This is a genomic window from Clostridium nitrophenolicum, assembly GCF_055391695.1.
Genome location: NZ_AP042469.1, coordinates 1,998,173 through 2,013,499, shown reverse-complemented (window position 1 = coordinate 2,013,499; position 15,327 = coordinate 1,998,173). Strand labels below are relative to the sequence as shown.

The following is a 15,327-nucleotide window of genomic DNA, read 5'->3' as shown; positions in this document are numbered from 1 at the left end:
TTATTAACTTCAATTTTTATTTCTTCCTTCAAAATAGTAAAACCAGAATGAGCTAATAAAAAACAAAAGAACTGTCATGATAAAACAAATCAATGCCCCACTTTGAAACTCTTTCATAAAGATACTAATACCGCTATTATTAGTGTTCCATAGCATGTAATAGTTACAAAGCCTTGCACCCCAGCTGCAGGGAATCCATCTCCAGATTCCATCCCCAAGGCCCGTAAGCATAAGGGCGGCAACCAAACTTTCTGCAATTCCAAGACCTATAGAAGCTCCTGATCCAAAGCGAAAACTGCATAGAATATGTAATAAATACAGAAAAATCTGGCTGGAAAACAAAATCAAAATCATCTTTCCATAAAAGTTAGTTGAAAATATATTCTGATGAAGCAAAAATTGAAATCCAAAAGCAAACCCGCCTACTGCTATAAGAAGTGAACCAAATGCCAACAAAAGCAGCATACATACCTTGCTAAAAAAACTCATTAATTTATATCTTGCCATTAAAAGCTCTTGAAAATGTCCTGCCAGAGCTTCCTGTTCAACAGCATTAGCACTGATAATACCAATTAGGAGCGGAAATGCTATTGCTAAAACCTCCATATATCCTCCTACCTTTCCAGGGCTACTTGCTCTGGAAAAGGAATAATATGAAAGAAACAATATTACCGTTAGCATTGGAATCACAATATGAATCCAATGCAGTGGACTACGGCGGATTTTTTGAAAATCCGCTGTTATTAATCTAAGAAATGTCTTCATCTATTTTGCCTCCTGTCCTTCATACCATTTTGCAGTTACCATTGTCAAGATAATAAATAGAATTACTGTAATTATGACTCCAGGCAAAATCACACTGTTAGACAATAGCTCCGGTTTAAATGTCATACTTCCTTCCACAGCTGGAAGTCCATTTGGAAGAACCTTTAGAATGGGACACATGAGCCTAGCTGGAATTGCATAAGGTATCATCCACCAAATATTTTCTGTAGCAGCTAATATCCCCAATACCATATAAGCAGCAATATTAATCAATATGGTTGGAAACATTCCAATCTTACTACCAAGGAATAGACAAAGTGGAATCTGCCATAAGAATGTAATCGCTAGAAGCAAAATTCCTACCAATCCATTGAAGATTGGGATTCTTCCTACTTTGTCTAAGTTAAGAATGCCTCCTAGAACTGAACTTCCCAAGAAAAGAATCATAGAAGCTCCAATAAGCATAGCCGTGCATACAAGCACTTTCGATGTCCATACCTTTCTAAGATTAATTGGCAAGGAAAGTACTGCCCTGTTTTTCATCTTCTTATCCTTAACGGCAACTAGCGTGCATCCTAAAGATATACTTCCCGGAAGTATCATGGTATACCACCAGTTATAGCAGTCTATTTGAAAATACATAGGAGCTAAAACCAGGGAAAGCAGTATTGTAAAAATTGGCGCCAGAAAAATAAGCTTTCTTGCAAAGGTATGCTTCATTTTCAACTCTTCTGATTTAAAATAAGAATACATATTATTCCCCTTCCCTTCTATATTTTCCCGCAACTTCCATAAATAATTGTTCTAAATCCTGCCCCTGCTTTATGTCTCCTTGATATCCTAAGATCCCTCCTGAGATAATTCCAATCTGATCAACTATCTGTTCTACCTCACTTAAAATGTGGCTTGATAAAATCACTGTAATCCCCTGCTTTGGGAAAGAACGAATTAATTCACGAAGTTCCTGTATTCCAAAGGGATCTAGCCCATTAGTAGGCTCATCTAGAATAAGCAGCTTTGGATGATTAATGAGAGCAATTGCAATACCTAACCTTTGCTTCATTCCCATAGAAAATTGGTGAGCCTGTTTTTTCCCTGTGTTTTCTAAGTCAACTATATGCAATACTTCATCAATCCTATCATCAGGCAGTCCTAAAACTGTGGTACGGACCTTCAGATTCTCCCTTGCAGTGAGATTCTCATAAAGTGGTGCTGACTCAATTAAAGCTCCCATATTGCTTAAGCTCTTTCTGCTCCATGGCTTATTTTCAAATAAAATCTCTCCACTGCTTGGACGAAGCATTCCAGTTATCATTTTTAAAGTTGTAGATTTTCCTGCTCCATTAGGTCCAAGCAATCCATAGATTGAATTTCTCCTTACCGACAGTGATATATCCTGTACCACCTTTTGTTTCTTAAATGTTTTACAAAGATTTTTTGTTTCTAAAATTAAATCCTTCATTCTTACCAACCTCCTGTACAATTAAATCATAATAGCTAATTATAAGGATTCTATAAGGAATGAAAAATTGCGGAATCATAATTTCACATTAAATGTAATTTTGAATACATCAAAGAGCCTGCATCTAACTTAGAATACAGGCTCATATAATAAATTCTCTATTATTTTTATTGAAATTGATAGTTCCACATCTATATAACTATCTATTGCTTGTGCTTTAGTTTTTGCATTTAATATAACCTTTGTTAAAGCTATATTACATTTTATTTCACTTCAGAAATTTGAAATTTATCTATATGTTTTATCATATCCTGTGTTATATCAGTCAGCTGCTCAGCTGCACTTGCTATTTCTTGTGAGGAACCACTTATCTCCTGAGTAGAGGATGATATTTCTTCTACAGAAGATGAAATATTCCCCGATGCAGAAGATACAGCTTTAGTATCTTCAATTATCTTTTGTTTTTCTTCATTAATAACAACTATATTATTGTGTATATCATTAATTTTAGGAAAAATCCCTTCTATATAGGTTATAACTGTCTTAAGACTATCTGTAGACTTATCAAGCTTTACCATCTGATCATTAAGCTTATAATTCATATCTTCTGATGTCTCAGTAATCAACTCTCCCTCATTTATAATAACTCCAATTAAAGAATTTATGTTCTGTGATGAATTCTTTGATTGTTCTGCTAACTTTCTTATTTCTTCAGCAACTACTGAGAAGCCTCTTCCTCTTTCTCCAGCTCTTGCAGCCTCAATAGCCGCATTTAGTGCAAGTAAATTCGTTTGTTCTGCAATACTATTTATGATATTAGTTATTTTACTGATTTCATTTAGGTGCATACTAAAGCCTTTTATTTTATCTCTTACATCACCAAAAGATAAATTTACATTCTTAATTGATTGTTCAAAAATTAATAAATCCTTATTGCTATCCTGTGCCTTATTATTTATAATTTGAACTTCAGAATTTAACTTCTCAGCTAATGATGAAATTTGATTAATTTTCCCTCCAAAATTATCCATTGCATTACTTATAGTTGACATTTGTTCCGACTGTACATTTAGATTTCGTGCACCGTCATCAATAGATTCAGCAGCTGTTTCAGAAGCAACTGCTAGTTCTTCTGATGTAGCAGATAGATTTTCTGTCTGCTGTTTTACCCTATTTGAGCTTAACCCTATATCTTCAATAATTTTTTTAATATCCATCCTGACTTTATCAACATATGTCGCTATATCCTCAATTTCATCTCCACTCCTAACGTTTATAGAAGTTGTTAAGTCCCCTTGTGACATTTTATCAAGTCCGTATTTGATCTTTCTTACATTTGATGATATTTTCTTTGATAAGCTAAAAGTCATTAAAGCAGTCAAAATAGACATAATAAAAGCTGTAGCTATAAGACTTATGTACATAATCTTTTTAGTATATGTATGTAAGTGTACATCTATATCCGCTCCCATAATAGCTATAATCTTACCCGAAGAGTTTTTAATAGGTGCATATCCAGACATAAGTATACCATCTTTATCTTCAACAGGATTTTTTGAAGAAGTTATTTTTCCATCAAATGCCTCAGACATTTCTTTTTCAAGGCCGTATTTTTCACCAAGATTGTCACTTTTCTTTACGTTTGCATCCACTAAAGTGTAGGCACTGTTATCTTCTCCTTTACCCATAATATATAAAAATTTTACATCTGCATCATTTTTATATATTATAAGAGATTCCTTTATTTCTTTATATTCTTTACTGTTCATAGATTTATTTTTAATAATCTTGTCTACCTTATCTCCATCAACAGAACTCACTGCTTTACTAGCACAGTTTGCTACATCCTCTTGTATCTTTAAAGACACCTGGCGAAATATAAATAAATTAGCTGCAAACAATATGATCATTGAAAAAATAAATATTAATCCTACTCTTTTTAGTATTTTTAGTCCTAATTTCCCCATACACTTTATATGATGTAGTTAACCACATCATATACTCCCCCTCTCAAATATATATAATTATAAAAAAAGGCCTAAATTATAAACAGACAACATTATAATATCTGTTTAATAAATACAGGCCGGTTGCACCACTAACTCAAAGCTTTCATGGTGCCCATTTATAGAAAGCTCTTCATTGTTTCCATATAATTAAATTATAAGTAATATTAACCATGAATATTTTACCATATACGACTTTTATTTTCAACAATTTTTGCCATTTTGTTTGTATCAAGTTCTAGTGGTCAATTTTATTTTTTAAAATTTTTCCATTAAATTCAGTCAAAAACGGAATGATTATAAGACTAAAAAACTCTCTAGCTAAAGGTTTTATTTGCCTTTAACTAGGGAGTTAATTTCTATGCTACTGTATTTTCAGTTTCTTCTTTATTTGTCTTTTTAGCTATCATCGGTAGTATTAATCCTAGTCCTAATAATACGATTGGAGTTAATACATTAAGTGTTATTTGGAAGTACCATTCACTTGAGTAAGTTTTAACTCCCTTAGGGAACATACCCATTATACAAGCAAAGGCTGTAAATCCAAAGCACCATAATCCTGCTAGGAATCCAAATGTCTTGTTTTTAGTGAACTGATAAGTTGCCTGGAACTTACCTTCTTCAGCTTTCTTTAATGCCATGTAAGCAAAGAATACCCATAAGTATCTTAATGGCATAACTACCGCATTTAATCTTAATAGCCAGTTAAATAATGATGTCATATCACCTATTCCAAGTGCAGGCACTATTATAAGTGTTCCAACTAATATTGCAGTTAACTTATATCCGTTAACTGGTGTACCATTTTCATTAATCTTAGTTAATGACTTTGGTATGAATCTGTTATCAACGTCAGCCAATAAAACTTTTATTGGAGCATCTATTGAGAATGCTAAAGCTGAAATTTGTGCTAGTGTGTTTGCAATTGCATATATTATTAAGAAAAAGTTTCCTAATCCATAGTATTGTCCTAATTTCTGGAATGAATAGTATGCACCATTCATCATTAAGTCTTTTGGAATATTGTTTGGATCAAACATCATTCCCATTGCAAAGGAACCAAGTAATGCTGTTACAGCAACCATTACTGCAAGAGCTATCATTCCCTTAGGGAAGTCCTTTGAAGGATTTTTCATATTGTTTACATATGGTGATATCTTTTCACATCCACCAACTGCGAACACCAATATTGCTAAAGTTGTTAAGTAATCAAAGTTAAAATCTGGCATTAATGCCTTCATGCTGAAATCAATGCTATATGTATGAGCAGTAGTTATAGCTGGTGCTGCTATAGCTAATATTACGTAAAGAATTGACATAACAAACATTGACGTACCTGCTATAGTACCAATTCTCTTTATTGAATTTACACCCTTTGATGATATCCATAAAAATAATAAGAAAATTACTAAACACATTGACTGTAGGATCATTGGATTCATATTTTTAACCATAGACCCATTTTGATTAACAGCCCATCCTAAAGCTATTAATACTCCCTGTGGCTTTTGAGCTAAGTAAGGAACGTGAACTACCCAGTATGTCCAACCAGCTAAGAAAGCTAATTTTGTACCAGATGTTGTTTTAATCCATGAACTTACTCCGCCTTTACTATCTTTAAAAGTTGATCCCATTTCCCCTACCATTAATGCATATGGTACGAAATATAATGAGAACATTAATATCCATGAAACAACTACCTTCATACCTTGGCTTGCGAAACCGTTTACTACATTTCCGAATCCCCAAACACTTACAAAAGCCATCAAGGCAAGGTTGTTCCAACCTAATTTCTTGTTGTTGCTCTCCATTCTTTTTTTTCCTCCTTAAATGCAATTCAAATAACTCCAAAATGAATTATTTAAATCATTTTATTGTTACATATAATATCATGGATTTAATTGGTTGACAACGACATTTTTGAAGGGTTTTTGTATGTATTATCCTCTGATTATCCATTTCCGACTGGATGTTAGTGTAAAATTTCAATATTTAATATGTAAACTTTTTGTTGCAAATTTATTAATTTAATTCTAATAATTGTACTGATTAGAATTAAATTTAAATTTATGCTTATTAAATCATAAATTTAATAATTAAATGTATATTATTTATTAAAATATAAAATTAAATTATTTTTGTAATATTCTAAAAATAGTTTAAATGTTTTATTTCTATATCATTTTTTGTAATATTGCGTGTTTTTCATTTCTTCTTCATAGAAGTATTCTTTTTGTTTCTTTCAGAACATCTAGTATTTTTTATCACGTCAAAAAAAGTAATCACATCTTTAAGTAATTACTCTATTATAAATTATATTAAAATTCTAAATAGCTTTCAGTACATTTTCTTGCATCTTCTCTAAATATACACAAAGATCTTTAAAATCCTTTAATCAATGAATCTTTGCCAGTTCTCTTAAATCTATAATGATGCCTGTACTTTTTTGTTTTATAAATTCCATATCATAAATCTCAGCTCCTTACATATTATATTCAGCTAAAACATCTGGACATAAATTAAATTTTATTTAAGTATCCATCGTATAGCTCTAGGAGCATTTATTACTATTGTTAATATGAAAGGAAGCAGCATTGCAGTTGCTATAATAGCCCATACTATGTTTATTGTTACTTTTTTCAAACCCCATTCCTCTCTTCTGCCAATTTTATTTTATTTGCTGCTTCTATAATATATTGAAATTATTTACAATATATAAATTTACTGTAAAATTTCTATTACTTTCTTTGATTCTTAGGTTTAGTGGAGCACTTTTTTATGACCTTTTCTTTAATTTCTATAATAAATTATTTATTTCCCAACCTTATCACCTATATTTACCAGAATAATAATACTAATTTAGCACATTCTATTTTTATAAAGGCTGTATCATTGAATGCATATCTTTTAATAGTAATATTCGCTGTCAATAAACAGTTTTAATATTGCCTTGATATTGATACAGTTGATACAATCTTTATGCCAGGGATGAAAATCCCTGGTTTTTTAGTTACTAGCATATATCTTCTACATTCATTCGAAAATAAACACTTATAGCACTATCTAATATAACTTTATTATCAAATGAAAAGACACTAGTATTTCTACTAATGCCTTTGTCGAATATATTTAATTGTAAGGTTGGTAATTAGCTATAATTTTTATATTTTAATGCTTAGCTTTGCCCTCACATTTATAGTAACATCAAATTGTATAATATGAGTTATCTTCATGTTAAGACTTTGTAAAAAATAAGCACCAGTATTTCTACCAGTGCTTTATAAAATATGTATTTTAAAGGGGACCATTAATGTTTCCTATAAGTTTGGGTAACTTAGGATAACTATTATTATAAATACTAATTGTTACATGAATATGTCATTACTGTTAAATAATCATATACTTTTTTAACAACTTGTAAATAATAAGCACTTAGATTTCTTTAAGTGCTTTACTGTTGCCACACAGTTGTAGTCCCTGCTGTGTAACACAACTTCTACGATATTATTTTAACACAGTTTTCTAAGCTTTTCCTTCGGCATTTTTATTTAGACAGTTCATTAGCTTCATGTAATCTATCATATATAGCACTCAGTTCTTCAGTTCCACTCAGGTCTAATATTGATGCCATAGAAACTGTAGATATAATAACTTTTTTATTACCTCAATGTCCTTTATTCTGTATCTAAATTTATCTACATTTTTAATTATAGTTTTTCAAGTGTAACATTATGGTTAAGATAATCATATATTATTTATGTATAAATTAACTTGGAGGAATTTCAATGCCACAACATTCTCACAGTTATTCAGGTACAACAACATATAATCAAGGTCATATTCACCATTACGGAGGAATCACTTCTAAGGCACCAACTGGAGTACCTCATGATCACGGTATGAGGGGTATTACAACTTTTAATGATGGTCATGAACACAGATATGTTACTGAAACAAGTCCTGCAATAGATCTACCAGATGGACGTCATTATCATTCCTTTAGAACCAGAGTAGAATTTGAAGATGGCCACATTCACTATATGAGTGGCTATACAAGCGCTGATTAATTTAAGAGAATATTTATATTACTACTTCAAAGTAGCTGTCATATTTTATGGCAGTTACTTTTATAACCGTATATTCTCCCTTTTTCTATAAATACTTTGCAAAGCTAATATATCCATCACATTTTTTTTAATTTAGTAACCTTTTTTTAACTTCTGCATATTATATATTGTGTGTAAAAATTTTATGGAGGCTTATTAATGTATAGAAACGAAAATCAGGACTTTGAACAGGATCTTAATCAAAATTTAGATGATGCTCGTCACCACCATCATCATCACCATCATGGACATCACCATCATCATGGATATTATGATTTTGGAATGTGTTGTCCTATGATGTATGGATCTCAAATGATGCCTTATCAAATGTATCCATCACAGGTTTCGCCTGCTCAAACGATGCCTACTCAGACAATGCCATATAGCATGGACCATAAAGGAAAATGCGGATGTGGAGATCATATGATGTATAGAGATGATAACATCAATGATGATAACGCAAATGACTATAACATTAATGGCGATGAATTCAGGCAATATTATCCAAGACCTTACTATCCAAGACCTTACTATCCAAGACCTTACTATCCAAGACCTTATTATCAGCGTCCTTACTATTATCCATACTATCCATATTACCCATACTATCCATATTATCCATATTATCCTCACTATCATAGACAAAATTAATAATAAATATATACCTAAATCAATTAAACATAACTGCAGCTTACGCTGCGGTTTGTTTTTTATCTAATTTCTTTAAAAATAATAAGTGCTGACATCTCTGCCAGCACTATAAACATGAGGTAATTAATGTATTTTATCCTAATTAATTTCATTATATGATTAATTTATTATAATGTTACATTTCAATAAAAAATAAACACCAGTATTTCTACCAGTGCTTTACTGTTACCACACAATTGTAATCCCTGCTGTGTGACACAACTTCTATGATATTATTCTAACACAATTTTTTAAGCTTTTCCTTCGGTATTTTTATTCAGACATTTCATTGGTTTCATCTAATTTATCATATATAGCACTCAGTTCTTCAGTTCCGTTCAAGTCTAATATTGATGCCATAGAAACTGTAGATATGATAGCTTTTTTTAATAATTTTATTTCTTTTTCTGATAAATCTATCTGCAATGTTACCATCTCCATATTAATAATTATTAATGCCACTTAAAATATACTATACCATTAAAATCGTTAAATATTCTCTATCGAATATTTTTATATAATAATTTAGATATATCAACATTTATAGACTATATGTCTTTATAAGTATTTACATGTAAAAATAACCCAATAATGAAGAATATTCCTACTTTGTAATATAACCAAAGAACCTGGATCTCTAGTAGATTTAGGTTCTTTATCTATTATGATAAAATTGTATAATTTTACATATATAATATAAATATATGTAAAATTATAAACTAATATGTACTTTTATATAAACATTTTTCGAATATAGTCGAAAATTAATTATATTTATTTTTAGGAGGCATTATTTTTATGAAATGGTTTAATAATTTTAAAATCGCTAAAAAATTAATATCCACTTTTACTTTAATTGCATTATTTATAGGCATAGTAGGCTTTATAGGTATGTATAATATGTCAAGAATAAATTCAAATTCTGTTTCTATGTATAAAGTAGATTTGATGGGTATAAAAACTATAGGAGAAATAAAGCAAAACATTTTGCAAATTCATACAGATATGTTGTCATTAGTATACGAGAAAGATAGGAATAAAGTTCAAAATCTTGAAAACGAAATCAATCAACTAAAAGATAAAAATGATAAACTTCTTTCCGATTACCAAAGTACAATTACAACAGAGCAGGATAGAGAAATGTATTCACAATTTACTAAACTCCTTCAGGATTATAGAATATCAAGGGAAGATGTTGTAAAATCAGTAAAAGCTAGCAATTATGATGAGGCTCTAGCTGCCTTTCATAAAGCCGATGTAACAAGAGTTAAGATGTCTGAAGTTCTAAATAAATATGTTGACTTTAATATGGATTTAGCTCAAAAAGATTATGAGAAAAACAACTCCATATATAGAACATCTCTTATCACTGTGATCGGCGTAATTATATTTGGCTTATTTACAGCAATTGTGCTAGGATTTACAATTGCTTCTATAATCTCAAAACAGTTGAAACAGGTAGTAGTATTTGCTAAAGCTCTTGGATCAGGTGATTTAACTCAAACAATACATATTGATTCTAAAGATGAAATAGGAGACCTCGCTAAATCATTAAACAGTGCAAGTAACAATGTGAGAGATTTGATTTCCGATATAATTATCAACGCTAGCGATATAAGTGCTGCAAGTGAAGAATTATCAGCTACAACTGAAGAAATTTCAGCAAATATGGAAGCAGTAAATGAATCAACAGAACAAATAGTAAAAGGCACGCAAGATTTAAGCGCTGTCACAGAAGAAATCAGTGCTTCAACAGAAGAGATAAACTCAACAACAGGTGACCTTGCAAGCAAATCAACGAATTCAGCTATTTCAGTAAGAGAGATTAGAAAACGTGCTATTGACATAAAAGCTAGAGCAGAAAAAGAAATAGATATTGGAAATAAAACCTATAACGAAAAACACGCCAATATTATAAGAGCTATAGAAGAAGGTAAAATAGTTGAAGAAATAAAAGTAATGGCAGATACCATAGCAAATATATCAAAACAAACTAATCTTCTGGCTTTAAATGCAGCAATAGAAGCTGCCAGAGCTGGTGAACAGGGTAAAGGATTTGCCGTAGTAGCAGATGAAGTTAGAAAACTTGCTGAGCAATCATCTTATGCTGTTACACAAATTCAAGACATGGTTAAACAGGTTAAATTAGCCTTTGACAACTTATCAGATAGTGGAACTCAAATACTTGCTTATATCACAAATAATGTAAAGCCAAGTTATGAATTATTATTAAAAACAGGAATCCAGTATGAAAATGATTCGGAATTTATTAGCAATATGTCTGAAGACATAGCATCAGCAGCAACACAAATTAGCGAAACAATAAAACAAGTGTCTAGCGGCATTCAAAGTGTGTCATCAGTATCAGAAGAATCTGTATTTAGCTCTGAAGAAATATCAAATAGTATAAATGAGATAACAATGGCTGTTGATGAAGTATCAAAATCTGCCCAAGCACAAGCTGAACTTGCACAGAATCTTAACAATATGATACAAAAATTTAAGGTTTAAATATCAACGTTTATAGATTTTAATAGATTTAAAAGCACTCATGAATATTCAAGAGTGCTTTTTACTATTTGCAACACTATTTAATTTCTTTTATTTAATCTTTATATTTTATACAGTATCCATTTACATGTACTTAACTCGTATTTAATTTCAAATAACTTTTGTGTTCCATTAATACATCCTTTGCAGTTAAAAATAATCATATGATTGCCTGCTAACTTCTCTTTATCTCTAGTAATAATCTTATCTATTTTTATAATAATAGACTCATCTTCTTCCCCATCTAACCTAAATCTTACCGGATTTGGTACCCCGTTTTTATCGAACCATGCTACCATATCTATTGATCTTGCAACTACTTTCATATACTATCTCCTTATAAAATACTTGACATAATAGGATAGTCTTCGGATTCTATACCACCAGTAGTAGGATGAATCCCTGAGTGTAAAAAGGTACCTCTTATAACAGAGTTATTACCATACTTTAAACGAATAGAATCCATAGCCTTATCAATAGACCTATTCTTTTCTAAATTAGGATCGTCAAAAATAGATGACTGGCAAAAATCATTGCTGCACAGCTCACCAACTGATACTCCTAAACTTCTTAAAGGTCTATATTTCCAACACTCATCAAATAATTGGAAACATATTCTCGAAACTATTTTAGTAGAATCTGTTGGACAATATAACTTTATTTGATGTGAGTAGCTTACGAAGTCAGCATCTCTAAGATATATAGCAACTAACTTACAGCAGTTTTGTGATTTTCTAAGTCGCATTCCTACTGTTTCAGCAAGGGATAGTAGAATTTTATGTGCAGTTTCTTTATCTTTCACATCAAAAGGCAATGTGGTTGAATTACCTATACTCTTTGTTTCGACTCTGTTACTTTTTCTCACTTCACTGTTATCTATGCCATTTGCATAATTCCAGATCATAACTCCATGGCTTTTAAATATATTCTTTATAATATTTAAATCGTAGTTTGCTAAATCACCTATTGTGAAAATATTTAGCTTATTCAACTTAGGAAGCGTAGCTCTGCCAACAAAAAACAAATCTTCAACAGGAAGAGGCCACATTTTACTTTTTATTTCTTCTGGAAATAGTGTGTGAACTTTATCTGGCTTTTTAAAATCTGATGCCATTTTCGCAAGTAGTTTGTTATTAGAGATACCTATATTTACAGTAAATCCAAGTTCTCTTTTAACACGTTCTCTTATACTATTAGCTAGTTTTATAATATCAGGATATATATGTTCCATATTAGTAAAATCTAAAAAGCATTCATCAACAGAATATCTTTGTACTACCGGAGTATAATCCTTTAATATTTCCACCAATGAATCGCTACAATGCAGATATAGATTGTGGCGTGGTGGAACTACAACTAATTCAGGACATTTCTGTCTTGCTGTAAACAAAGGTTCACCAGTTTTAATGCTAAACTTTTTAGCAGGGATAGATTGCGCTAACACAATTCCGTGTCTACTTTCTTCATTTCCACCTACTACAGAGGAAATTTCTCTTAAATCAATTTTTTCTCCTTGCTGTAATCTATACGCTGCTTCCCATGATAAGAATGCAGAATTTACATCGATATGGAATATAATTCTTTTGCTATCATTCATAAGTATCACCCTGAATCTATTATTTGTACATATACTCCATTATATACGAACATATGTTTGTAGTCAATCCAATTATTGGTTAAAAATCCATGAGTTTTAGCATTTTTATTCTTAGTCTAAGTTCTTATGTCACTCATACTACAGTATCATCATCTCACTTATTGTTTGTTTTTGAAATGAAAAAGAGCCCGATTAAGGCTCTACATAAACAAAACTATTAATATACCCATAATAATAATTGCAAATACAGTTAACGCTATAGTCTCTGCATTACTTTCTGACGAAGTATCATTATCCTCTTCCAACACTTCAATTGATTGATCAATATTTTCATCTTTATTTGATTGTTCTTGAGATGTTAAGTCTGTCATTTATCTACACCTCCACAATTAACTTTGTACCTAAATTAAAATCCTTATTATAATGGATTTGCATATAGGGGTATGTGATCCAAGGTGCCTATTGATTTAATTAAAACCAACCACTAACAAAACTTATTATCTAATAATATTATATTATATTTTTTAAATATTGTTAATATTCATTTTATTAACTTTATAGCTATCATTATTTCAGTTTCATTTTTCTCATTAATATCTCACAAAATAATAAGCACCAGTAGTCCTACCAGTGCCTATATGAATATATTATTGAATAAAAAGGGATTTTGGCTATTTCCTCTAAGCTTTATTAACTTAGGACAATTTCTATTATAAATGTCTAATGTTACATTATTGTGACAATTTTATTACATTCCTAATTTATTTTAAAATAAATTAGCACTCAGATTTCTCCAAGTGCTTTACTGATGTCACACAGTTGTAATCTCTGCTGTTTGACCATTTCATTTAATAGCCATATCTCGCTTTACATTCATTATATAGTAAATAAAATTGGACTAAGTCTGAATTATGTCTCAAATTTTTTGATTACCAATCTGAGTATCCTGAATCTGATGATCCACTATCCCATGATCCAGAGTCGCTAGATGATCCCCAATCAGAACTTCCACTTGATAGTCCCCAATCTCCACTACTTAATTTATTTTCGTCATCATCATTACTTGTATAGCTAGGTGTTGTATCTAAGTGCCTATCATCTATAATTCTATTTTCATCGTAATGAGAATGATGCTCATGATGATTATGTAGCATTTCATTTACTAACATTCCCTCTACAAAGCCATTCATATTATTACCGTTATTTATTACTGTTGTATTATGCACCACCCGTGAACTTGGGTCACTATAACTAGCATGTCTCGGTTCTTCATCGTATGAATATGTAGATGAACTATTTGACTTATAAGTATTTTCTCCCATATTAGCTGATTTGAACTTATTACTAGAAGAATCATTTAAATCATGTCTTCTAGCAAATTCTCTAACCCTTTTATCAGATTTACGTCTAATATAATATATAAACCCTACCACAGCTATAACTAAGACTATTGCTAATATTATTGATGAAGCATGACTTTTTTTAGGTTCTACTGTTTTACTGTATCCATCATTTTTGACAACAGCCTTGCCAGTCTTAACAGCTTTTGTTGTTATGTCTTGATCTATGGCTTCACCTACTTTTAAAATACCTGTATTAAAGTCATTACTCTTAAAATAACTATTAGGTAAATTTGCTATTCTATCTAACTCTGCCCGACTAAATACATCATTTAACCCTTTGCCAACTATAAATTTATTCTTATGTTCTTTTACAGCAACCACAAAAATAGCATACTTATCCGTAGATGTCCCTTTATTAGCTATTTCTATGGCCATATCATCTATGTTTTTACCATTTAAGGACTTAAGTATATATATTTTTACCTGCGCTTTTGTATTTTTTTCTAACTCAGCAAAGTTATCGTTAACTTTACTTATAACATTGGAACTTAATACATTTGCTTCATCATTTACATAGTTCCCTGCAGCAACTACATTAAAAGATGATAATACCAATACTATAAATAATATAATTCTTGTTAAAATTGGATTGGTTTTTATTTTCATTTTTCTTCCTCCGTACGTCCATTCTATAGATCTTTTAGTGTAAATAGATTAGATTGCATATCCTGAATTTGTTCTTCTATTTGTCTTATTCTAGAATCAGTCTTTAATATTCTTCTCTTTTTAAATAATTACATTATATTGC

13 protein-coding genes and 1 riboswitch are annotated in these 15,327 nt (G+C 30.7%); of the genes, 3 read left to right on the top strand and 10 right to left on the bottom strand.

From position 1 onward, the window contains the following. Window positions 1-9: 9 nt before the first annotated feature. The 5 genes from ACZ5N4_RS09345 to ACZ5N4_RS09325 all read right to left on the bottom strand — a co-directional run bounded on the left by ACZ5N4_RS09345 (window position 10) and on the right by ACZ5N4_RS09325 (window position 6,044). Window positions 10-765 carry a lantibiotic immunity ABC transporter MutG family permease subunit gene (locus tag ACZ5N4_RS09345; protein WP_464209279.1) on the bottom strand — a complete coding sequence of 252 codons (756 nt, stop codon included), beginning with the start codon at window positions 763-765 and terminating at the stop codon, window positions 10-12. Continuing rightward, on the bottom strand, window positions 766-1,518 hold the full coding sequence (locus ACZ5N4_RS09340) for a lantibiotic immunity ABC transporter MutE/EpiE family permease subunit (protein ID WP_464209277.1): 753 nt from the start codon (window positions 1,516-1,518) through the stop codon (window positions 766-768). Between the two features lies 1 nt (window position 1,519). Then, on the bottom strand, window positions 1,520-2,227 hold the full coding sequence (locus ACZ5N4_RS09335) for a lantibiotic protection ABC transporter ATP-binding protein (protein ID WP_464209275.1): 708 nt from the start codon (window positions 2,225-2,227) through the stop codon (window positions 1,520-1,522). A gap of 263 nt (window positions 2,228-2,490) precedes the next feature. Beyond that, window positions 2,491-4,194, bottom strand: coding sequence for a methyl-accepting chemotaxis protein (locus ACZ5N4_RS09330; protein ID WP_464209273.1), 1,704 nt, complete (start codon window positions 4,192-4,194; stop codon window positions 2,491-2,493). A 109-nt stretch (window positions 4,195-4,303) separates the two neighbouring features. Beyond that, a riboswitch (cyclic di-GMP riboswitch) is annotated at window positions 4,304-4,386 on the bottom strand. 206 nt (window positions 4,387-4,592) lie between these two features. Continuing rightward, window positions 4,593-6,044: an amino acid permease gene (locus ACZ5N4_RS09325; RefSeq protein ID WP_464209271.1), complete on the bottom strand. Its 1,452-nt coding sequence runs from the start codon at window positions 6,042-6,044 to the stop codon at window positions 4,593-4,595. A 1,974-nt stretch (window positions 6,045-8,018) separates the two neighbouring features. Here ACZ5N4_RS09325 and ACZ5N4_RS09320 point away from each other — a divergent pair. Together ACZ5N4_RS09320 and ACZ5N4_RS09315 are read left to right on the top strand one after the other, a co-directional pair. Further along, window positions 8,019-8,300, top strand: coding sequence for a YmaF family protein (locus tag ACZ5N4_RS09320; RefSeq protein WP_464209269.1), 282 nt, complete (start codon window positions 8,019-8,021; stop codon window positions 8,298-8,300). Between the two features lie 198 nt (window positions 8,301-8,498). Then, window positions 8,499-8,990 carry a hypothetical protein gene (locus ACZ5N4_RS09315; protein WP_464209268.1) on the top strand — a complete coding sequence of 164 codons (492 nt, stop codon included), beginning with the start codon at window positions 8,499-8,501 and terminating at the stop codon, window positions 8,988-8,990. Between the two features lie 312 nt (window positions 8,991-9,302). Here the strand turns inward: ACZ5N4_RS09315 and ACZ5N4_RS09310 are convergent, their stop codons facing one another. Beyond that, on the bottom strand, window positions 9,303-9,455 hold the full coding sequence (locus ACZ5N4_RS09310; RefSeq protein WP_464209266.1) for a hypothetical protein: 153 nt from the start codon (window positions 9,453-9,455) through the stop codon (window positions 9,303-9,305). A 372-nt stretch (window positions 9,456-9,827) separates the two neighbouring features. Between ACZ5N4_RS09310 and ACZ5N4_RS09305 the strand changes: the two genes are divergently transcribed. Then, window positions 9,828-11,540 (top strand): methyl-accepting chemotaxis protein, encoded by a 1,713-nt coding sequence (locus ACZ5N4_RS09305; RefSeq protein WP_464209264.1) that lies wholly within the window; start codon window positions 9,828-9,830, stop codon window positions 11,538-11,540. 101 nt (window positions 11,541-11,641) lie between these two features. Here ACZ5N4_RS09305 and ACZ5N4_RS09300 read toward each other — a convergent pair whose 3' ends face one another. From ACZ5N4_RS09300 to ACZ5N4_RS09285, 4 genes are all read right to left on the bottom strand, one after another. Continuing rightward, window positions 11,642-11,905, bottom strand: coding sequence for a hypothetical protein (locus ACZ5N4_RS09300; RefSeq protein WP_464209262.1), 264 nt, complete (start codon window positions 11,903-11,905; stop codon window positions 11,642-11,644). Between the two features lie 11 nt (window positions 11,906-11,916). Next, window positions 11,917-13,176, bottom strand: a complete 1,260-nt coding sequence (locus ACZ5N4_RS09295; RefSeq protein WP_464209261.1) for a DNA polymerase Y family protein — start codon at window positions 13,174-13,176, stop codon at window positions 11,917-11,919. 200 nt (window positions 13,177-13,376) lie between these two features. Continuing rightward, entirely contained in the window at window positions 13,377-13,547 is a 171-nt protein-coding gene (locus ACZ5N4_RS09290; protein WP_178907396.1) for a hypothetical protein, read from the bottom strand. A 558-nt stretch (window positions 13,548-14,105) separates the two neighbouring features. After that, window positions 14,106-15,185, bottom strand: a complete 1,080-nt coding sequence (locus ACZ5N4_RS09285) for a TPM domain-containing protein (protein WP_464209259.1) — start codon at window positions 15,183-15,185, stop codon at window positions 14,106-14,108. Window positions 15,186-15,327 lie beyond the last annotated feature (142 nt).